The sequence below is a fragment of the Ruegeria sp. genome (assembly GCF_040830605.1).
In the GTDB taxonomy this organism is placed as follows: Bacteria; Pseudomonadota; Alphaproteobacteria; order Rhodobacterales; family Rhodobacteraceae; genus Ruegeria.
The window spans coordinates 70,018-90,149 of the sequence record NZ_JBFOMD010000004.1 but is presented as its reverse complement, the minus strand read 5'-3'; the positions used below and the strand labels follow the sequence as shown (position 1 = coordinate 90,149).

The window sequence follows — 20,132 nt, the reverse complement described above, 5'->3', positions numbered from 1 at the left end:
CCTTTTCATGAAGTTGCGGCCGCGACGAGGACGATCTCGCCCGGCCAATCCGGTTGAATACGTTCCGCTGTGCGCCAGGCCCGCAGGCCGGTGGCGCAGCACAGAGCGAGGCGCTTGGTCGGTTCCTGCAAATGCGCCGCCACGGCATCAGGAGCGATACGATGGGCGGCGGGGTGGATCGGGTCGGGGGCCTCTGTGTCGCCCCGCAATTCCACGATCACGTCGTCGCCGGTGAGTTGGGTCGGAGCCACGAAACGAAATGCCGTCTCGGGCTCGGGCGCGGCGTCGAAGCGAAACGTGGTGCTGCGGAAAGTGTGGGCATCGAACTGCATGATCTGGCCCAGCGGCGATGGCTCCAGACCCAGCAGCACCGCCAGAGCCATCTGCGCCTGCGCCGCTCCGATCATGCTGACGACCGGCCCCAGAACGCCCGCGGTGGCACAGCTTGCGCCGCTGTCCGGAGCCTCAGGGAAAACAGCGCGCAAGGACGGGGCGCCACCGCAGAAGCCGCCAACATATCCGCCCAGCCCAAGCACCGACGCGCTGATCAGCGGTTTACCCTGCGCCAGACAGGTGTCGCTGAGCGTATAGCTCGCCGCGTAGCTGTCGGCGCAATCAAGCACCAGATCGGCGTTTTGTACGTTTTGTACAGCGTTCTCAGGCGTGAGTTTTCGTCTTGTACATGTCACGACGATGCCAGAATTGATCTCGCGACAGCGTTCGGCAGCGATTTCCGCCTTGGGTTTTCCGCAGTCCTTTTCTGTGAACAGCGTCTGCCGGTGCAGGTTCGACAGATCGACGGTATCACTATCCATCACCGTCAGATGCCCCACTCCGGCCCCTGCCAGTAGAGGCAGCACCGGCGCCGCCAGACCGCCTGCGCCGACGACGAGCACACGGGCGGCAGACAGAAGCGCCTGCCCCTCGACGCCGACCTCCGGCAGGATCATCTGCCGGGCATAGCGGCTCATCGCGTGACCTCGATCCATTGCCGCACGCGGGCCTCGGGGTCGGCGTTCAGGGTGATGTCGGTGACGGCCGAGACGATATCAGCGCCCGCCTCCAACACGCCGGGCGCGCGCTCGACGCTCATGCCGCCGATGCCGACCAGGGGAATGTCACCAACGCGGGCCTTCCATTCGGTTACACGCGGTAGACCCTGCTGATGCCATTTCATCTTTTTCAGGATCGTCGGATAGACCGGCCCCAGCGCCACATAATCGGGGTCCATGGCCAGAACCCGCTCAAGCTCATCATCGTCATGGGTGGAGACGCCCAGTTTCAGACCCGCCTTGCGGATCGCCTTCAGATCGGCCTGGTCCAGATCCTCCTGCCCCAGATGCACCCAATCGCACCTGGCCTCGATAGCCGCCTGCCAGTAGTCGTTGACCACCAGCACCGCCCCGCGCGCGCGGCAGAGATCGCGCGAGATCGCGATCTGTTCGCGCACCACATCCTCGGGCTGATCCTTCACCCGCAACTGCACCAGCTTCACGCCCAGCGGCAGCATTCGGCGCAGCCAGTCGGAATGGTCGAAGATGGGATAGAACCGGTCCAGCGTCATGACAGAAACGCCTTTCCGATCACCGGGGTCGAGGGTTCGGCCATATCCCGTGCCTCGATCGGGTCGGCCTCATGCGCCAGCCGCCCGGCGTCAATCGCCAATGCCATCGCGCGCGCCATGGCCACGGGATCACCCGCGCGCGCCACGGCAGTGTTCAGCAGCACCGCGTCATAGCCCAGCTCCATCGCGTGGGCGGCGTGACTGGGCAGGCCGATCCCGGCATCCACGACCAGCGGCACATCCGGAAACTCGGCCCGCATCGCACGCAGCGCGTATTCATTGTTCAGGCCACGCCCCGAGCCAATCGGTGCACCCCAGGGCATCAGCACCTCACACCCGGCCCCGAGCAGACGCTCGCCCACGATCAGGTCGTCGGTGGTGTAGGGAAAGACCTGAAACCCGTCCTCGGTCAGGATGCGCGCAGCCTCGACCAGTTGGAACACATCCGGTTGCAGGCTGTCGGTGTGGCCGATCAGTTCCAGCTTGATCCACGGCGTGCCGAACACCTCGCGCGCCATGTGGGCGGTGGTCACCGCCTCTTTCACCGTGTGGCACCCGGCGGTGTTGGGCAGGATCAAAACGCCCAGATCGCGGATCATGGCCCAGAATGTCTGTCCCGCGCCCCCGGCGCCCTCACGGCGCAGGGAAACGGTGGCAACCCCGGCGCCGCTCTCGCGAAACGCCTGTTCCAGAATGGCCGGACTTGGGTATTGCGCGGTGCCCAGCATCAGCGGGTTGGGCAGTTCAGTGCCGTAAAACGTCTTCATCCTCAGCCCCCCTGCATCGGTGCGACGACCTCGATCCGGTCGCCTTCGGTGAGCTTTTGGCCGACGCGCAGCGACGACGGCACGAACTGCTCATTCACCGCCGTCGCGACCCGGCCACTGAATCCGCATTCTTCCAGCAGCGCCGAGAGCGTTTCGGACTGCACCTCGCGAGTCTCGCCGTTAAGCACGATCTTCATCGACCATCTCCGAATGTTTGTTCTCAAGCGCCAGATCGGCCACGCCCTGCGCCAGTGCGGGCGCCAGCAGATAGCCGTGGCGGTAGAGCCCGTTGGCATAGATTGTCCTCCCCAGCCGCCGGATGCGGGGCAGGTTGTCGGGAAAGGCGGGGCGCAGATCGACGCCGATTTCCAGCACCTCGGCCTCGCCAAAGGCCGGGTTCAGCGCATAGGCGGCGCTGAGCAGTTCCAGCATCGAGCGCGCGGTGATGCGGCTGCTGTCCTCGCTTTCGATCATCGTCGCGCCCAGCATGTAGATGCCGTCGCCGCGCGGCACGATGTAGAGCGGCATGCGCGGATGCAGCAGGCGCACGGGGCGGGTCAGGGTCAAGTCGGGGCAGCGGATCACCAGCATCTCACCCTTCACGCCGCGCAGATCGTAGAGCAGATCGCGCGCGTGCAGGCCCCGGCAGTCGATGGCGTTTTCCAACCCGGCGGGCGCCAGTTTGCGGTGGAACTCCACCCCGTTATCTTGCAGCCCGCGATGAAGGTCTTGCAGCGCCTTGCGCGGATCAAGATGCGCCTCATCCGTAAAGAACAGACCTTTGCCAAATCCGTGCAGATCAGGCTCTAATTTGGTGATTTCACCATTTTTTGTCTCACGAAACCCTTCGGTGCGCCGGGCAAATCGGCGCAGGTCGGGCAGGTCGCGGGCATTGGCAACAATCAGCGTGCCGCGCCGTGTGACCTCGGTCTTTTCTGCCCACCAGTCGATGGCCTGCTGTCCCAGTCGCAACACCGACTCCTCGGCGTTTTCGTATTCGCACCACGGCGCCAGCATGCCCCCGGCCCACCAGGAACAGCCATGCGGACCGGGCGGGCCGCCCGGATCAAAGACCTGGACCTTTGCCCCACGCGCCGCCAGCTCGGTCGCAACCGCAAGCCCGGCCACCCCGGCCCCTATGACCGAGTAAACGGTCACGCGGGCCAGACCATGTGGAAGTGATGCACCGGCCCGTGGCCATGGCCGACGCCCAGCGCATCCGCCTGTGCAATCGCGCCCTGCAAATAGACATGTGCCGCCTCCACCGCCCCGGTCAGCGGCAGGCCCTTGGCGAGCCCGGCGGCAATCGACGAGGACAAGGTGCAGCCGGTGCCATGGGTGTTCTTCGTCCCGCGGCGCGGGGCGGAATATTCGCCGGCAACTTGTCCGTCAGCGATCAGCAGATCATGACAGATGTCGCCCGTGGCATGTCCACCCTTCATCAACACGGCCTGCGCACCAAGCGCACAGAGCGCATGGCCCTGTTCCACCATCTCCTCGTCCGTTTCGGCCACAAGGCGCTCCAGCAGGCAGGCGGCCTCGGGCAGGTTCGGGGTCAGCACGGTGGCGCGGGGCAGCAGGACCTCGCGCAGGGTCTGAATCGCGTCGCGGGCCAGCAATGCATCGCCGGATTTGGCGATCATCACCGGGTCCAGAACCACGGGGCCGCCGAACCCGGCGATGCCATCGGCCACGGTCTGGATGATCTCGGGCGTGGCCAGCATGCCGATCTTGATCGCGCCGACATCGAGATCGGAGAGAACCGCGTCGATCTGCGCCGCGATCACGTCCAGCGGGATGCCATGCACCGCGGTCACCGCCTGGGTGTTCTGCGCCGTCACGGCGGTGATCACGCTGGCGCCGTAGACGCCCAGCGCCGACATCGCCTTGAGGTCGGCCTGAATTCCGGCGCCGCCGCCGCTGTCGGATCCTGCGATGGTCAGGGCAATAGGTGCCATGCCGTTGCTCCATGTCTTTCGGGGCAACGGGGCTTTGAAAACGTCTTTAGTACTGAGACCGTTCCCTCCGCCGGTATTGCCCGGATCAGGTTCGATGGGTTGACGCATCCACGCCTCTCAGCCCCGACAAGGGCACCCCAACGGTTGCCGCGACAATCTCAGGTGGCGGGCCGGGAATCAAGACCCAGACATGGGGGATATGCGGCCAAACTGGACATATACATAAGTCCAAAACGAAAAGACCGGCCCAAATGGACCGGTCCTTGCCGTGACTGTCAGAGCGTTCAGCCCTTCATCCCGTCCCAAAAGGATTTGACGGATGAGAAAAAGCTCTTGGTCTCGGGGTTGTTGTCCTCACCCAGATCCTCGAACTCGCGCAGCAGTTCCTTCTGGCGGCTGGTCAGGTTGACCGGGGTTTCGACGGCCAGTTCGATGAACATGTCGCCGGAACCGCCGCCGCGCAGGGCGGGCATGCCCTTGCCCCGCAGACGCATCTGGCGGCCGGACTGACTGCCTGCCGGGATCTGCACCCGGCCACGGCCGCCGTCGATGGTCGGCACTTCGATCGAGCCGCCCAGCGCCGCCTTGGCCATGCTGACCGGTACGCGGCAATAAAGGTTCACGCTGTCGCGTTCAAACAGCTCATGCGGCGCCACCTCGACAAAGATGTAGAGATCGCCCGGAGGGCCGCCGCGCATCCCGGCCTCACCTTCGCCCGCCAGTCGAATGCGGGTGCCGGTTTCCACGCCGGCGGGGATGTTGACGCTGAGCGCCCGGTCCTTTTCGACCCGGCCCGCGCCCTTGCACGAAGTACAGGGGTTCTTGATGATCTGCCCCAGACCCGAACAGGTCGGGCAGGTCCGCTCGACGGTAAAGAACCCTTGCTGCGCCCGCACCTTGCCCATGCCGGAACAGGTCGGGCAGGTGGTGGGCTCGACCCCGCCTTCGGCGCCGGTGCCTTCGCAGGACGAGCACGACACGGCGGTCGGCACGTTGATCGTTTTCTGCATGCCGGAATAGGCTTCTTCCAGCGTCACCCGCAGGTTATAGCGCAGGTCCGAGCCGCGCGCGGCCCGCCGTCCGCCACCCTGACGGCCACCCATGAAATCGCCGAACAGATCATCGAATACGTCCGAGAACGCGCTCGAAAAATCGCCCGAGCCAAAACCGCCGCCGGGGCGCTGCCCGCCGCCACCCATGCCGTTTTCAAACGCGGCATGGCCAAAGCGGTCATACGCGGCCTTTTTTTCGGCGTCCTTCAGGACGTCGTAGGCCTCGTTCGCCTCTTTGAACTGCGCTTCGGCATCTGGGTTGTCTTTGTTGCGGTCGGGGTGAAGTTCCTTGGCTTTCTTGCGAAAACCCTTCTTGATTTCGTCCGCAGAGGCCCCCTTGGACACGCCGAGCACATCATAGTAGTCGCGTTTTGACATCAGTTTTTCCTTCTGCCTCAACGTAATCGGGCCGGCCCGGCAACCGGACCGGCCCGAATTGGCCCGGTTACCCGTTAGTTACGCTTGTCGTCGTCCAGGTCTTCGAACTCGGCGTCGACGATGTCATCCTCGCCCGGAGCGGCATCCGCTGCCGCCGGCTCATCGTCGCCTTCTTCGGCTTGCGCCTTGTAGATGGCTTCGCCCAGCTTCATGGCCGCTTCGGTCACGTTCTGGATACCCGACTTGATCTTGTCCGCATTCTCGGATTCCAGCTCGTCCTTGAGCGCGGCAATGGCCAGTTCGATGGCTTCGATGGTGGTCGGGTCGACCTTGTCGGAATGCTCTTCCATCGACTTTTCGGTCGAATGGATGAGGCTTTCGGCCTGGTTCTTGGCTTCGACCAGCTCTTTGCGCTGCTTGTCGGCCTCGGCGTTCTCCTCGGCGTCCTTGACCATCTTTTCGATGTCCTCGTCGCTGAGGCCACCCGATGCCTGGATGGTGATCTTCTGCTCTTTGCCGGTGCCTTTGTCTTTGGCCGAAACCGAGACAATGCCGTTGGCGTCGATATCGAAGGTCACCTCGATCTGCGGCATGCCGCGCGGTGCGGGCGGGATGTCTTCGAGGTTGAACTGACCCAGGATCTTGTTGTCCGACGCCATTTCCCGCTCACCCTGGAACACGCGGATGGTCACGGCGTTCTGGTTGTCTTCGGCGGTCGAGAAGACCTGAGACTTTTTCGTCGGGATCGTGGTGTTGCGGTCGATCAGGCGGGTGAACACGCCACCCAGCGTTTCAATGCCCAGCGACAGCGGCGTCACGTCCAGCAGAACCACGTCCTTGACGTCACCCTGCAGGACACCGGCCTGAATGGCTGCGCCCATGGCAACAACTTCGTCCGGGTTCACACCCTTGTGCGGCTCTTTACCGAAGAACTTGGTGACCTCTTCGATCACTTTCGGCATCCGGGTCATACCACCGACCAGAACAACTTCGTCCACGTCGCCGGCCGAAATGCCGGCGTCTTTCAGCGCGGCCTGGCACGGCTTCATCGACTTCTTGATCAGGTCGCCGACCAGCGATTCCAGCTTGGCACGGGTCAGTTTCATGACCATGTGCAGCGGCTGGCCGTTGGCGCCCATCGAGATGAACGGCTGGTTGATTTCGGTCTGCGAGGTCGAGCTGAGCTCGATCTTGGCCTTTTCAGCGGCTTCTTTCAGACGCTGCAGGGCCATCTTGTCGCCGGACAGATCGACGCCGTGTTCCTTTTTGAACTCATCCGCCAGGTAGTTGACGATGCGCATGTCAAAGTCTTCACCACCCAGGAAGGTGTCGCCATTGGTCGACTTGACCTCGAACAGGCCGTCGTCGATTTCCAGAATGGTCACGTCGAAGGTACCGCCGCCAAGGTCATAGACCGCGATGGTCTGGCTGTCTTCCTTGTCCAGGCCATAGGCCAGCGCGGCAGCGGTCGGCTCGTTGATGATGCGCAGCACTTCCAGACCGGCAATCTTGCCTGCGTCCTTGGTGGCCTGACGCTGAGCGTCGTTGAAATAGGCCGGAACGGTGATGACGGCCTGCGTGACTTCCTCACCCAGATAGCTCTCGGCGGTTTCCTTCATCTTGCCCAGTGTGAAGGCCGAAATCTGGCTTGGGGAGTACTTTTCACCGCGGGCCTCGACCCACGCGTCGCCATTGCCGCCATTGACGATGGCATACGGCACCATTTTCTTGTCTTTTTCGACTTCCGCGTCGTCAACCCGGCGCCCGATCAGGCGCTTGACGCCAAAAATGGTGTTTTCGGGGTTGGTGACCGCCTGACGCTTGGCAGGCTGACCGACCAGACGCTCATCTTCGGTGAAGGCGACGATCGAGGGCGTGGTCCGCGCCCCTTCTGCGTTTTCGATGACCTTCGGCTGCGAGCCGTCCATGATGGCCACGCACGAGTTGGTTGTGCCGAGGTCAATCCCGATTACTTTTCCCATGTGTTCGATCCCTTTCTCTTCAAGGCGATGTCCCGAAGCCTGAACCCGTTTCGGCATCCCGGCCCCGATCAGTGGTGCGCGACAGCACTACACCATCGCGCGTCCCGGCGTATATAGGGGTCTGAAAGGGGGCCTGCAAGCATCGTGAATTGCGGGTTTTCGGGAATCTGCGACCTTTTTGACAAGGGTTTGGCAAGGAATCGGAAATGAAACGATGACTCGGCTGGTTGTACGGGGTGTCGAGATCCGCAAAGGCTATCTGGACGGCGCGGCGCAGGCCGGGCTGATCGAGGCATTGCGCCCGATTCTGAAGGCCGCGCCCCTGTTTTCGCCCACCACCGCCAGCGGCAAGACCATGTCGGTGCGCATGACCTCGGCCGGGGCGTTCGGCTGGGTGTCGGACCGCAAGGGCTATCGCTATGAGCCGCAGCACCCCAGGGGCGTGGTCTGGCCGGGCATTCCGGAGGAAATCCTGTCGATCTGGTCGGATGTCACCGGGCTGGAGCGGGCGCCGGATTGCTGCCTGATCAACTATTATGGCGAGGACACGCGCATGGGGATGCATCAGGACCGGGACGAGGCCGATTTCTCGTGGCCTGTCCTGTCGGTGTCGCTGGGCGATGACGCGCTGTTCCGCCTCGGCAACACTACGCGCGGCGGCAAGACGGAATCGGTCTGGCTCAATTCGGGCGATGTGCTGGTGATGGGGGGACCCGCGCGGCTGATCTATCACGGTGTGGACCGGATCCGGTTCAAATCCTCGAAGCTGCTACCCAAGGGAGGCCGCATCAACCTGACATTGCGCGTCGTGACCTGAGCCCGCTCACCGCCGCGCAAACCAGCTGTTCGATACCTGACGGCGGGTATAGAACTCGCCCATCAGCCCGATCATCAGCAATATGATTCCCACCCACAGCGCATATTCCCAACTGCTGTTGCGCGGGAAATAGTTGCGGAACACAAAGCCCCGGCACTGGTCGATGGCGTGAAACAACGGATTCCAGTCAAACATGGCCAGCAAGGTCGGCGACAGCATATTCGCCACAAACATCTTGCCCGACGCAATCATGTTCGCGCGCTGGTAAAGCGTACTCATGATCCCCACCGTATGGGGTGCCCAGGGTTTTATTGCCAGAAAGACCATGCCGACCGCACAGCCGGTGAACCACGCCAGCAGCAGCATGCTGAATGCGCCGACCGGATCGGCAATCTCAATCGGTGTGAATGCCGTGTGATAGAAAAACAGGATCAGCAGCATCGTCAGAACCTGGGTGTACAGCGCCCCAAGTGCGGCCGCGATGATCGCGATCACTGTGTTCATCGGCGCGTGTTTCATCATCGGGCTGGTGGGCCCCTCGGCACCGGCAACCGCGCCAACAGACCGGATGTGGCACATGAACAAGAAGATGCCGGACATGATGTAGAGCAGGAAATCGCCGCGCACCGCCGCGCTCCGCAGTCCCATGATCAGGAACAGAAGGTAGAATATCCCGACAAAGATCAGGGCCTGCAGCACATTCTGGCCCAGAGCCAGAAAGGCGTTGTTGTGCCGTGACCGCACACTGCGCACGATGGAGTGAAAGATAAGCTCTCCCATCGTGACGGCACCGCTCGCCAATGATCTATGCTGTCTATAGCGAAACACGTCGTGGTCTATCCTGCATCAGGGCCCGAAAACTGGCACGGAATTCTTGCCGTTCCGTTTCCGGCAAAGCATAAGTTCGCCAAAGGCACAGATCAACAAAGCACAGGATCGGAGCAATTTTTTGACCTATGACGAGCTTATTCCCGTTATCCGGCGTCTGGCGCTTGAGGCCGGTGACCGGATCATGGAGATCTACAATTCCGACGATTTCGAGATAAAATCCAAATCCGACGCCAGCCCGGTGACCGAGGCGGACGAGGCCGCCGATGCGCTGATCTCGGCCGGTCTGCGCGCGGCGTTTCCAGATGTTCTGCTGATCACCGAGGAACAGGCAGCCTCGCACACGCAATCCGGCGACACGTTCCTGATCGTCGACCCGCTGGACGGCACCAAGGAATTCATCAACCGCCGCGGCGATTTCACCGTCAATATCGCGCTGGTGGAAAACGGCACGCCGACGCGCGGGGTGGTCTATGCCCCGGCCAAGGGCCGCATGTTCTATACCCAGGCCAATGGCCGCTCGGTCGAGGAATCCGGTGCGCTCGACCAAGAGACGCCGGGCGACCTGACCCCGATCTCGGTCTCGCAGCCCGACAATGGCGCGCTGCTGGTGGTCGCGTCGAAATCGCACCGCGATCAGGCAACCGACGACTATATCGGCAAGTATCAGGTGCGGGACAGCAAGAGCGCCGGATCGTCCCTGAAATTCTGCCTTGTCGCAACCGGTGAGGCCGACCTCTACCCCCGCGTGGGCCGCACCATGGAGTGGGACACCGCCGCGGGCCACGCCGTTCTGGCAGGTGCAGGCGGCGATGTCGTCCGCTTCGACAATCACCAGCCGCTGACCTATGGCAAGGACGGCTACGCCAACCCGTTCTTCATCGCCCACGCCCCCGGCGTTGACCTCAAGGAGGCCTGATGTCCGTTCTGATCGCCATCCCCGCCCGCTATGCCTCGACCCGTTATCCCGGCAAGCCGCTGGTACCGCTGACCGGCGCAAGTGGCCAGTCTCAGACCCTGATCGAACGCTCCTGGCGCGCCGCCATGGCCGTTTCGGGCGTGGACCGGGTGGTGGTGGCAACCGACGATGACCGCATCCGCGACGTGGCCGAGGGCTTCGGCGCCGAGGTGGTGATGACCTCGGATACCTGCACCAACGGCACCGAGCGCTGCGCCGAAGCGCATGAAGCGCTGGGCGGCGGATATGAGATCGTGGTGAACCTGCAGGGCGACGCACCGCTGACCCCGCATTGGTTCGTCGAAGATCTGATCACCGGTCTGCGCGCCGCACCGGACGCAGGCGTGGCCACGCCGGTGCTGCGCTGCGACGGCGCCGCCTTGAACGGATTTCTGAACGACCGCAAACACGGGCGGGTGGGCGGCACCACTGCCGTGTTCGCGGCCGACAACAGCGCGCTTTATTTCTCGAAAGAGGTGATCCCCTACACCTCGGACACCTATGCCGATGCCGACCCGACCCCGGTGTTCCACCATGTGGGCGTCTATGCCACCCGCGCCGACTCGCTGGCCGCCTATCCCGCCTGGCCCACTGGGCCGCTGGAAACGCTCGAGGGGCTGGAACAGCTGCGCTTCATGGAAAACGGCCGCAAGGTCCTGTGTGTCGAGGTCGAGGCAAGGGGGCGTCAGTTCTGGGAACTGAACAACCCCCACGACGTGCCCAAGATCGAGACGATGATGGCCGCGATGGGGCTCGACTAAGACGAATTTCCCCATTTCCCACAGATCGCGGGACGCGTAGACAGGGCGCAAATCCATATGAAAGCGCGGAGCGTTTGATGACGAACATTCTCGTGACCGGTGGCGCCGGTTATATCGGATCGCATGCCTGCAAGGCGCTGGCCGCCGCCGGGTACACGCCGGTGACCTATGACAACCTGATCACCGGCTGGCAGGACGCGGTCAAGTTCGGCCCGTTCGAACAGGGCGATCTGCTGGACCGCGCCCGGCTGGACGAGGTGTTCGCCAAATACCGGCCCGCCGCCGTCATGCATTTCGCCGCCCTCAGCCAGGTGGGCGAGGCGATGTCGGAACCGGGCAAATACTGGACCAACAACGTCACCGGGTCATTGTCGTTGATCGAGGCCGCGGTGGCGGCTGGGTGCCTGAACTTCGTCTTCTCCTCGACCTGCGCCACCTATGGCGAGCATGACAACGTGGTGCTGGACGAGACCACGCCGCAACAGCCGCTGAACGCCTATGGCGCCTCGAAACGCGCCATCGAGGATATCCTGCGCGATTTCGAGGCCGCGCATGGGCTGAAACACGTGATCTTTCGCTATTTCAACGTGGCCGGCGCCGATCCCGAGGGCGAAGTGGGCGAGTTCCACCGCCCCGAGACCCATCTGGTGCCGCTGATGCTGGACGCCATCGACGGCAAACGGGACGCGCTAACCGTGTTCGGCACCGATTACGACACGCCCGACGGCACCTGCATCCGCGATTATGTGCATGTCTGCGATCTGGTGGATGCCCATGTTCTGGGTCTGAACTGGCTGGAGCAGGACAAGGGCAGTCAGGTCTTCAACCTCGGCACCGGGTCCGGTTTCTCGGTCATGCAGGTGATCGAGCATTCCAAGTCGGTCACCAACCGCGAGGTGCCCTATAATATCGGTCCGCGCCGCGCCGGGGATTGCACCAAGCTGGTCTCGGGCTCGACCCGCGCCGGGCGCGAACTGGGCTGGAGCCCGAAACGCTCGACGCTCGAGATCATGGTCGCCGACGCCTGGCGTTGGCATCAGAACGGGAATTACGACAGGTAGGTAGGCCGGAATGATTGCCCCCTCGACCGCACAGGCGCACCAAATCGGCTGGATCGACGCCTATCGGTTGCGGTGGAAGCGGCGGCGCCTGCTTTGGCGGTCCTTCCGCAGCCGTCATCAGCTGACCGTGCTGGCGGATCGCACGGCACAGATCGAACCGGGTGACATTCTGGCCGTCACCACCCTGCGCAACGAGGCGACCCGCCTGCCCTGGTATCTCAGCCACTACCGCCGCCTGGGCATCAACCGTTTCCTGATCGTGGACAACGGCAGCGATGACGGCTCGGTCGAGATGCTGCGCGATCAGCCCGACGTGTCGCTCTGGCAGACCCGCCACAGCTATCGCGACGCCCGGTTCGGACTGGACTGGATGACGTGGCTGCAGATGCGGTACGGCCACGGCCACTGGACGCTGATGGTCGACGCGGATGAGTTGCTGATCTACGCCCATCATGACACCCGCGACCTGCATAAGCTAACTGCATGGCTGGACAGCCGCAGGCAAGCCGCGTTTGGCGCTCATATGCTGGATCTGTACCCCAAGGGTCGGTTGGGTTCGGTGGATTATGATCCAGAAACAGACCCTACTCAGGCGATTTGCTGGTTTGACAAGGGCCCCTATCGCGTTCGGCGGCAACATCCGATGGGCAATCTCTGGGTGCAGGGCGGCGTGCGCGAACGCATGTTTTTCGCCGACGACCCTGACCGCTCACCCACGCTGAACAAGATCCCGCTGGTTCGGTGGTCGCGCCGTTATGCCTATGTGAATTCCTGCCACTCGGCCCTGCCCGGCCACCTGAACCACGAATATGACGGCCCCGGCGGGCACGCGCCATCCGGTGTCTTGCTGCACACGAAGTTTTTGCCCGAGGTTGTCGGAAAATCGGCAATCGAGAAGAAACGGGCACAGCATTTCCACGATCCGGACAAGTTTGCCGCCTATTATGACGGTATATCAGCCGATCCCGATCTGTGGGTGCCGACGTCGACGCGCTATTCAAACTGGCAGGACCTGGAGCGGCTGGGGTTGATGTGTTCTGCAGGCTGGTAGGGTTCTGAGTTGAAGGTTGTGATCAAAATGTGTGTGTCTGAATCATGTTACAGTTAACGCGTTGTATACTCATTGATTTCAATAAGGAAATAATGACATAAAGCGTTACTCGTCCGGCGCCACTCTGACTTGACCTCGGTCCCGGACGTGCTCGCGTAATTTGAGGTTGGATCGCCACGTGAGCCTGTGGGACTCTTATCGTATGAGGTTGCGGCGCAAGCGCCGCATCATAAGATGTTTGCGCCGGTCCAAGGATCTGGTTTCCGTCCGCAACAACACTGCCGCTATCAAGCCCAACGACGTCCTGCTTGTCAGCACGGTGCGCAATGAAAAGATCCGGCTGCCCTACTTCCTCCGCTACTACCGCGACCTGGGCATCGACCATTTTCTGTTCATCGACAATGACAGCGATGACGGAACCCTGGATTTTCTCGGCTCGCACCCGGACGTCTCGGTCTGGTATTCGAACAAAAGCTACAAGCGGGCCACATACGGCGTCGATTGGACGAATTACCTGCTGCGGACATACGCGCATGGTCACTGGACGCTGACCATCGACCCCGATGAGTTCCTGGTTTACCCGTTTTGCGACTCCAGACCCATTCAGGCCCTGACCGATTGGCTGGACAATATCGGCGTGCGCAGCTTCAGCTCGATGCTGGTCGACGTCTACCCCAAGGGCCGGATCGACGAGACCCCGTATCGCGAAGGGCAGAACCCGCTGGAAATCGCCAACTGGTTCGATTCCGGCAACTATACGATCAGCAAGAACCACGCTTACGGCAATCTCTGGATCCAAGGCGGCCCCCGCTGCCGGATGTTCTTTTCGGACAACCCGAAAAAGGCGCCGGCGCTCAACAAGATCCCGTTGGTCCGGTGGGATCGGCGTTATGCCTATGTCAGCTCGACCCACGCATTGCTGCCGCGCGGGCTGAACCAGGTCTATGACGAAACCGGCGGCGAAAAGGCCAGCGGCGTGTTGCTGCACACCAAGCTCATCGACACGTTCAGCGCCAAGGCCGAGGAGGAACTGGCGCGCAATCAGCACTATGCCGCGTCCTCCGAGTACAAGGCTTATGCGCAGAAACTGCGTGAACAGCCGGTATTCTGGAGCAAATGGTCCGAAAAATACATCAACTGGCGCCAGCTTGAGATATTGGGGCTGATGTCCAAGGGGAACTGGGCATGAGCGCGGTCGGGGTTGTCATGCTGGTTCACACGGCGCTCGAACGGGCCGAACAGGTGGCGCGGCACTGGACCGCTTCGGGATGTCCGGTGGTCATCCACGTGGACAGGAACGTCCCCAAGATCATCAATGACGCATTTGTCCGCTCCTGCGCCAGCGATCCGCTGATCACCTTTTCGGGGCGCCATCGCTGCGAATGGGGCGGCTGGGGGATCGTGGCGGCATCGCAATCCGCCTCGGAACAGTTGCTCGAAAACTACCCGGATGTGCGTCACGTCTATCTCGCCTCCGGCTCGTGCCTGCCGCTCAGACCTGTGCGTGAGTTGATCGATTATCTCGATGCCCGCCCTCACACCGACTTCATCGAAAGCGCGGCGACGGCTGACGTACCCTGGACCGTTGGTGGGCTGGACCACGAACGCTTTACCTTGCGGTTTCCGTTTTCGTGGAAACGGCAGCGAAAGCTGTTTGATGCTTATGTCCGCCTGCAGCGACGCCTGCGCGTCCGGCGCCGTATCCCCGAGGGGCTGGTCCCGCATATGGGCAGCCAGTGGTGGTGTCTGACCCGACAGACCTTGTCGGCGATCCTGCAGGACCCGCGGCGCAAGACCTATGACCGCTATTTCCGGCGGGTGTGGATCCCCGACGAAAGCTATTATCAGACCCTCGCAAGGCTCTATTCCGCGAATATCGAAAGCCGGTCCCTGACCCTGTCCAAGTTCGACTATCAGGGCAAACCCCATGTTTTCTACGACGATCACCTGCAATTGCTGCGCCGGTCCGACTGTTTTGTTGCACGCAAGATCTGGCCGCGCGCCGACCGGCTGTATCAGGCCTTCATGACCGACGAGGCGCACGCGATGAAACGGGCCGAGCCCAATCCCGGCAAGATCGACCGCGTTTTCGGCAAGGCGGTCGAACGCCGGACACGCGGCCGGCCCGGTCTGTGCATGCAGAGCCGGTTCCCGCGCAAGGGGCACGAAAACGGCCTGACGGCGCAGCCTTACTCGGTTTTTCAGGGGTTTTCCGACCTGTTCGAAGACTTTGAACGCTGGCTGAACAAGACAACCGGCGCCCGGGTGCATGGCCATCTTTTCGGCCCCGACCGGGTCGCCTTCGCGGGTGGCGACACGATGATCAACGGTGTGCTGACCGACAGCGCCGGATTGCGCGACTATGACCCGGCGGCCTTCCTCACCAATCTGATCTGGAACACAAGGGGCGAGCGGCAGTGTTTCCAGTTCGGCCCTGCCGACAACCAAAAGATCAACGATATGCTGGCTCGGGATTCCAATGCCCGCATCTCGATCATCACCGGCGCCTGGGCCGTTCCGCTGTTCCGTTCGAACCGGAGCTTTGGCGACCTGCGCAAAGAGGCCGCGCATCTGCAAAGAATCGAAAGCAAGCAGATTGATTTCTTGCGGACCGAAAAAACCAAGGCCAGGCTACAGATCTGGTCGATGGCCGAGTTCGTCGAATCCCCGATGGAACCCATTCAGGCCCTGATTGACGAGATCGGCCCGGCCAGCGCACGGCATTTGTCCGAGGCGCCGACCATGGTCGATCTGACCGGATTCGGGCAATTCCTGCAAAATCTCAAGAACCAGGGTATGCACCCTTACCTCATGGGTGATTTTCCGGTTGAAAAACAGCCGCCAGCGCAGTCCAAACCTGCCCGCAAACCTTATCTTGTGCGATAAGACCGTATGACGGCCAAATTCGACTATTTCATCATCTTTGCCGAGATGCGGACAGGGTCCAATTTTCTGGAATCCAACCTGAATGCGGTGGACGGCCTCTCCTGCTTTGGTGAGGCGTTCAATCCGCATTTCATCGGGTATCCCAACCGGGATGAGGTTCTGGGCCTCACCAAGGATCAGCGGGATGCTGACCCGGCCCGCCTGCTCGACGCGATCCGCAGCATTCCGGATGAACTGGGCGGTTTTCGGTTCTTTCACGACCACGACCCCCGGGTGCTTGAGATTGCTTTGGCCGATCCGCGTTGTGCCAAGATCATTCTGACGCGCAACCCTCTGGACAGCTACGTGTCCTGGAAAATCGCCCAGCAGACCGGCCAGTGGAAACTGACCAACGTGAAGCGCAGGAAAGAGGCCAAGGCCCAGTTCGACGGCGATGAGTTTCTGAGCCATGTCGATACGTTGCAGCGCTTTCAGATCTTTCTGCTGAACGCATTGCAGCGCAGCGGACAGACCGCGTTTTATGTGTCTTACGAAGACCTTCAGAGCGTCGACATCATGAACGGGCTGGCAAAATGGCTGGGCAGCGACGCGCAGTTGAAATCGCTGGATCAGAGCCTGAAACGGCAAAATCCAAGCCCGACATCCGCCAAGGTCGCCAATGTCGAGGATATGAGCCGGGCGCTCAGCGCGCTCGATCCGTTCAACCTGACGCGCACCCCGAATTTCGAACCGCGCCGCGGGCCAGCGGTGCCCAGCTATGTGGCCGGAGCGACCACGCCGCTGATGTACCTGCCGATCCGGGGCGGACTCGAGGACGCGATTACGCAATGGCTGGCCGATCTCGACGGTGTTTCCATCGACGCGCTGACAACGGGCATGAACCAGAAACAGACGCGCCAGTGGATGCGCAAACATCCCGGACATCGCCGTTTCACCGTGCTGCGGCACCCGCTGGCCCGTGCGCATACCACGTTTTGCCACCGCATCCTGAACACCGGGCCTGGATCGCTTCTTAAAATCCGCAACACGCTGCGCCGCCAGTTCAAGGTGAACATACCGCCCGAGGCGCCGGACAAACGATACTCCTTGTCCCGGCACCGCGAGGCGTTCACCGCTTTTCTGGAGTTTCTGCGTCTGAACCTTGCCGGTCAGACGCCGATCCGGGTGGACAGCAGTTGGTCAACGCAGGCGCAGCTTCTGTCTGGCTTTGCCGATTTCGCATTGCCCGATCTGGTGTTCCGTGAAGACGAAGCAGCCGATGCGCTGCCCGACCTCGCCCTCAAACTGGGTCATCCCGACCCCCACCCGCTGAACCTGAGCCCCAGCGACAGCCCCTTTGCGCTGAGCGATATCCATGATGCAGGTCTCGAAGAACTGGCCCACGACATTTACCAGCGCGACTTTCTGATGTTCGGCTTCGGCCCGTGGCGGCCGCTCTGATTGCCGCGATCAGGGTCGGAGGGTAATAACGGTACCTTCCTTCACCATCGAGTAGATCTCTTCGATCTCGCTGTTCTTGACGGCGATGCAGCCCGCGGTCCAGTCCGGCGTCTTCTTGGCCCGCTTGCGTTCCTTGCGCCGGTTCGGCTCGCCATGGATAAAGATATCGCCGCCGGGATCGACCCCGGCCGCCCTTGCCGCCGCGATGTCCTGCGCGTTGGGATAGGAAATCCCCACCGACAGATGGTACCGGCTGTTGGGGTTGCGGCGATCGATCAGGTAGGTGCCCTCGGGCGTTCTGCCATCGCCATATTTGGTCTTGGTGCCATCCGGCGCAAAGCCCAGGTCCACCTTGTATTCCTTGAGGATCTGGTTGTGGTGCAACAGGTACATCTTGCGCGCACTCTTGTTGACGACAACCGAGGTCACCTCGGGGCCCCTATACCTCAGAATTCTTGGATCACTTGTACCGCATGCGGAAACACTCAGCGTTGCCAGCGCTCCGATGCCGAATGCTCGACGGTCCATACTCTTCACTGCCTCTTTTTCTATTATTTTTCATTATGCCAGAAAATCGTAATTCCAAAATCACTTTTTCATGTCCGAAAGCCGTCTTTCGATCAATTCCAGCCGTTCCAGGACCTCATCCCGATAGGCATCGGTCCTGACCTCGTCCTCGGCATGGTGCGCATCCTGCATCGAATTCACGATCAGACCCACCAGCAGGTTCACCACCGCGAATGTCGTGATCATGATGAACGGCACGAAGAAAACCCAGGCGTAGGGGTAGACATCCATCACCGGGCGCACGATCCCCATCGACCAGCTTTCCAGCGTCATGATCTGGAACAGCGTATAGGCCGACAGGCCCAGATCGCCGAACCAGTCGGGGAACGAGGCCGAGAACAGCTTGGTGGCGATCACCGCGCCGATATAGAAGATGATCGCCATCAACAGGAACACGCTGGCCATGCCCGGCAGCGCCTCGATGAACCCTTCGACCACCCGGCGCAGGCGCGGTGCGACCGAAATGACCCGCAGCACCCGCAAGATCCTGAGCGCCCGCAGGACCGACAGGCCTTGCGCGCCTGGCACCAGAGCGATGCCGACGATGGTGAAGTCGAACAGGTTCCAGCCGCTCAGGAAAAACCGCTGCCGCTGCGCCACCAGTTTCATCGCGATCTCGATAATGAAGATGGTCAGGCAGGCGGTGTCGAGCAGCTCGATCATGTGCCCATGCCGTTCCATCACGCTGGGGGCGGTTTCCAGCCCCAGAAGCACCGCGTTGAAAATGATGACGCCGGTGATGAACCGGCCAAATCCCGGGCGCTCGATGAACGCGTTCAGACGCTGCGTGAAACTCATTTGTCTGCTCCTGCCTGCCTAGGGTTTGGTATGGTTCATGGTGAATGAGGCCGCAAGCTCCACATGCGCCGACCAGCGGAACTGATCGACCACCTGCACCCAGTTCAACTGATACCCGGCCTCGGTCAGGGCCTTGGCGTCGCGGGCAAACGTGACCGGGTTGCATGAGACATAGGCAACGGTCGGGCGCTGCGCCTGCGCCAGTTCCGCCACCTGCGCCTCGGCCCCGGCGCGGGGCGGGTCCAGCACCACGGCGTCGAATTTCGCCAGCTCGTCCGGCATCAGCGGACGGCGGAACAGGTCGCGCGCCTCGATGGTGAGTTGCTTCAGGCCCCGCGTTTTACGCCAGCCCCGATCCAGTGCCTCGGTCATCGCGGCCTCGCCCTCGACCGCGTGCACCTCGGCCCCCTGCGCCAGGGGCAGAGAGAAGGTGCCGCAGCCTGCAAACAGGTCCGCGACCCGCCTTGCGCCGCCCACAACCTCCTGAACCGCCCGCAACAGAGCCTGTTCTCCGTCCTTCGTGGCCTGCAAAAACGCCCCCGGCGGCGGTACCACTTCTGCTGCGCCAAAGCGTTGAACGGGCGGCTCGCGCATGGCGATCACCTCATCCTCCCACGCTAGCCGCGCCAGCCGGTGTTTTTCGGTCGCCCGTGCCAGCGCCAGTTCCAGCGGGCCGTCCAGTGGCTTGCCACCCTTCACCGACACGTCCAATCCGGCCTCGGACAGGGTCAGGGTGACGGCCAGCACACCCTTGCGGCTGCCGCCCAGCAGGGCCAGCGCCTCGGCCACCGGGATCGCGGCGATCAGGGCCGGGTCCAGCAGGTGACAGTCTGGAATCTCGGTAATCACATCCGACGCGCGGCCATGAAAACCAGCCAGCGTGCCCTTCTTGGTCCGCCGCACAGCGATGGTCGCCCGACGGCGCGAACGTTCGGGCGAGGTGTGGATCGGACGCATCGGCGCCTCCAACCCCTGCGCCGCCAGCGCATTGCGGACGATCCCCACCTTCCAATCCGCCACGAAATCGTCCGAGGCATGCTGCAACTGGCAGCCGCCGCAGGATTTGTAGTGACGGCAGGGCGGTTTCACCCGTTGGTCCGAGGGCATCTCGATCCGGATATCGGTCAACTGGCTGCCATCCAGCGTGCCGCTCACCACCTCGGCGGGCAGGGTGCGGGGGGCGTAGACCGGGCCATCGGCGATGCCGTCGCCCTGATGGCCCAGCCGGGCTATGGTGAAACTCTGGCTCATGGCAGGCCTGATA

General features: G+C 62.3%; 20 protein-coding genes and 1 riboswitch. Of the genes, 8 read left to right on the top strand and 12 right to left on the bottom strand.

The window, feature by feature from the left end; all coding sequences use genetic code 11:
• Positions 1-5: 5 nt before the first annotated feature.
• The 8 genes from AB3N21_RS07170 to dnaK all read right to left on the bottom strand — a co-directional run bounded on the left by AB3N21_RS07170 (position 6) and on the right by dnaK (position 7,701).
• The gene (locus AB3N21_RS07170; RefSeq protein WP_367934584.1) at positions 6-971 is read right to left on the bottom strand and encodes a ThiF family adenylyltransferase; all 966 of its coding nucleotides are present in this window, start codon (positions 969-971) and stop codon (positions 6-8) included.
• A complete protein-coding gene (locus AB3N21_RS07165; protein ID WP_367934583.1) occupies positions 968-1,564 on the bottom strand; it encodes a thiamine phosphate synthase in 597 nt (198 codons plus the stop codon). Before AB3N21_RS07165 ends, AB3N21_RS07170 begins: the two co-directional genes overlap by 4 nt.
• Complete coding sequence (locus tag AB3N21_RS07160; protein ID WP_367934582.1) at positions 1,561-2,331, bottom strand: thiazole synthase; 771 nt, start codon at positions 2,329-2,331, stop codon at positions 1,561-1,563. Before AB3N21_RS07160 ends, AB3N21_RS07165 begins: the two co-directional genes overlap by 4 nt.
• Positions 2,332-2,333: 2 nt before the next feature.
• Positions 2,334-2,528, bottom strand: coding sequence for a sulfur carrier protein ThiS (gene thiS / locus AB3N21_RS07155; RefSeq protein WP_367934581.1), 195 nt, complete (start codon positions 2,526-2,528; stop codon positions 2,334-2,336).
• The gene (locus tag AB3N21_RS07150) at positions 2,512-3,489 is read right to left on the bottom strand and encodes an FAD-dependent oxidoreductase (protein WP_367934580.1); all 978 of its coding nucleotides are present in this window, start codon (positions 3,487-3,489) and stop codon (positions 2,512-2,514) included. The genes thiS and AB3N21_RS07150 overlap by 17 nt, the downstream gene beginning before the upstream one ends.
• A complete protein-coding gene (gene thiD / locus AB3N21_RS07145; protein WP_367934579.1) occupies positions 3,486-4,289 on the bottom strand; it encodes a bifunctional hydroxymethylpyrimidine kinase/phosphomethylpyrimidine kinase in 804 nt (267 codons plus the stop codon). The genes AB3N21_RS07150 and thiD overlap by 4 nt, the downstream gene beginning before the upstream one ends.
• A 45-nt stretch (positions 4,290-4,334) precedes the next feature.
• Positions 4,335-4,439, bottom strand: a riboswitch (TPP riboswitch).
• Positions 4,440-4,573: 134 nt separating this feature from the next.
• Positions 4,574-5,719, bottom strand: coding sequence for a molecular chaperone DnaJ (gene dnaJ, locus AB3N21_RS07140; protein WP_171175271.1), 1,146 nt, complete (start codon positions 5,717-5,719; stop codon positions 4,574-4,576).
• 74 nt (positions 5,720-5,793) lie between these two features.
• Positions 5,794-7,701, bottom strand: a complete 1,908-nt coding sequence (dnaK, locus tag AB3N21_RS07135; protein ID WP_367934578.1) for a molecular chaperone DnaK — start codon at positions 7,699-7,701, stop codon at positions 5,794-5,796.
• Positions 7,702-7,915: 214 nt separating this feature from the next.
• Here dnaK and AB3N21_RS07130 point away from each other — a divergent pair, with 214 nt between their 5' ends.
• Positions 7,916-8,518 (top strand): alpha-ketoglutarate-dependent dioxygenase AlkB, encoded by a 603-nt coding sequence (locus AB3N21_RS07130; protein ID WP_367934577.1) that lies wholly within the window; start codon positions 7,916-7,918, stop codon positions 8,516-8,518.
• A gap of 6 nt (positions 8,519-8,524) precedes the next feature.
• Here AB3N21_RS07130 and AB3N21_RS07125 read toward each other — a convergent pair whose 3' ends face one another.
• Positions 8,525-9,298 carry an ABC transporter permease gene (locus AB3N21_RS07125; RefSeq protein ID WP_367934576.1) on the bottom strand — a complete coding sequence of 258 codons (774 nt, stop codon included), beginning with the start codon at positions 9,296-9,298 and terminating at the stop codon, positions 8,525-8,527.
• Between the two features lie 169 nt (positions 9,299-9,467).
• On the opposite strand from AB3N21_RS07125, the gene cysQ reads away from it, so the two are divergent.
• The 7 genes from cysQ (at position 9,468) to AB3N21_RS07090 (ending at position 17,503) form a co-directional block, all read left to right on the top strand.
• On the top strand, positions 9,468-10,265 hold the full coding sequence (cysQ, locus tag AB3N21_RS07120; protein WP_367934575.1) for a 3'(2'),5'-bisphosphate nucleotidase CysQ: 798 nt from the start codon (positions 9,468-9,470) through the stop codon (positions 10,263-10,265).
• Complete coding sequence (locus AB3N21_RS07115) at positions 10,265-11,065, top strand: 3-deoxy-manno-octulosonate cytidylyltransferase (RefSeq protein WP_367934574.1); 801 nt, start codon at positions 10,265-10,267, stop codon at positions 11,063-11,065. Before cysQ ends, AB3N21_RS07115 begins: the two co-directional genes overlap by 1 nt.
• Positions 11,066-11,142: 77 nt before the next feature.
• Positions 11,143-12,126, top strand: coding sequence for a UDP-glucose 4-epimerase GalE (gene galE, locus AB3N21_RS07110; protein WP_367934573.1), 984 nt, complete (start codon positions 11,143-11,145; stop codon positions 12,124-12,126).
• Between the two features lie 10 nt (positions 12,127-12,136).
• Positions 12,137-13,177, top strand: a complete 1,041-nt coding sequence (locus AB3N21_RS07105; protein ID WP_367934572.1) for a glycosyltransferase family 2 protein — start codon at positions 12,137-12,139, stop codon at positions 13,175-13,177.
• A gap of 202 nt (positions 13,178-13,379) precedes the next feature.
• Complete coding sequence (locus AB3N21_RS07100) at positions 13,380-14,366, top strand: glycosyltransferase family 2 protein (protein WP_367934571.1); 987 nt, start codon at positions 13,380-13,382, stop codon at positions 14,364-14,366.
• Positions 14,363-16,063: a beta-1,6-N-acetylglucosaminyltransferase gene (locus AB3N21_RS07095; RefSeq protein ID WP_367934570.1), complete on the top strand. Its 1,701-nt coding sequence runs from the start codon at positions 14,363-14,365 to the stop codon at positions 16,061-16,063. Before AB3N21_RS07100 ends, AB3N21_RS07095 begins: the two co-directional genes overlap by 4 nt.
• A gap of 6 nt (positions 16,064-16,069) precedes the next feature.
• Positions 16,070-17,503 (top strand): sulfotransferase family 2 domain-containing protein, encoded by a 1,434-nt coding sequence (locus AB3N21_RS07090; RefSeq protein WP_367934569.1) that lies wholly within the window; start codon positions 16,070-16,072, stop codon positions 17,501-17,503.
• Positions 17,504-17,512: 9 nt separating this feature from the next.
• On the opposite strand, the gene AB3N21_RS07085 is transcribed toward AB3N21_RS07090, so the two are convergent.
• The 3 genes from AB3N21_RS07085 to AB3N21_RS07075 are packed head-to-tail and all read right to left on the bottom strand — an operon-like array spanning position 17,513 to position 20,119.
• Positions 17,513-18,031 (bottom strand): murein L,D-transpeptidase family protein, encoded by a 519-nt coding sequence (locus tag AB3N21_RS07085; RefSeq protein ID WP_367934568.1) that lies wholly within the window; start codon positions 18,029-18,031, stop codon positions 17,513-17,515.
• A gap of 60 nt (positions 18,032-18,091) precedes the next feature.
• Complete coding sequence (locus tag AB3N21_RS07080) at positions 18,092-18,868, bottom strand: ion transporter (RefSeq protein WP_367934567.1); 777 nt, start codon at positions 18,866-18,868, stop codon at positions 18,092-18,094.
• Positions 18,869-18,886: 18 nt separating this feature from the next.
• On the bottom strand, positions 18,887-20,119 hold the full coding sequence (locus AB3N21_RS07075) for a class I SAM-dependent RNA methyltransferase (protein WP_367934566.1): 1,233 nt from the start codon (positions 20,117-20,119) through the stop codon (positions 18,887-18,889).
• Between the last annotated feature and the right edge of the window lie 13 nt (positions 20,120-20,132).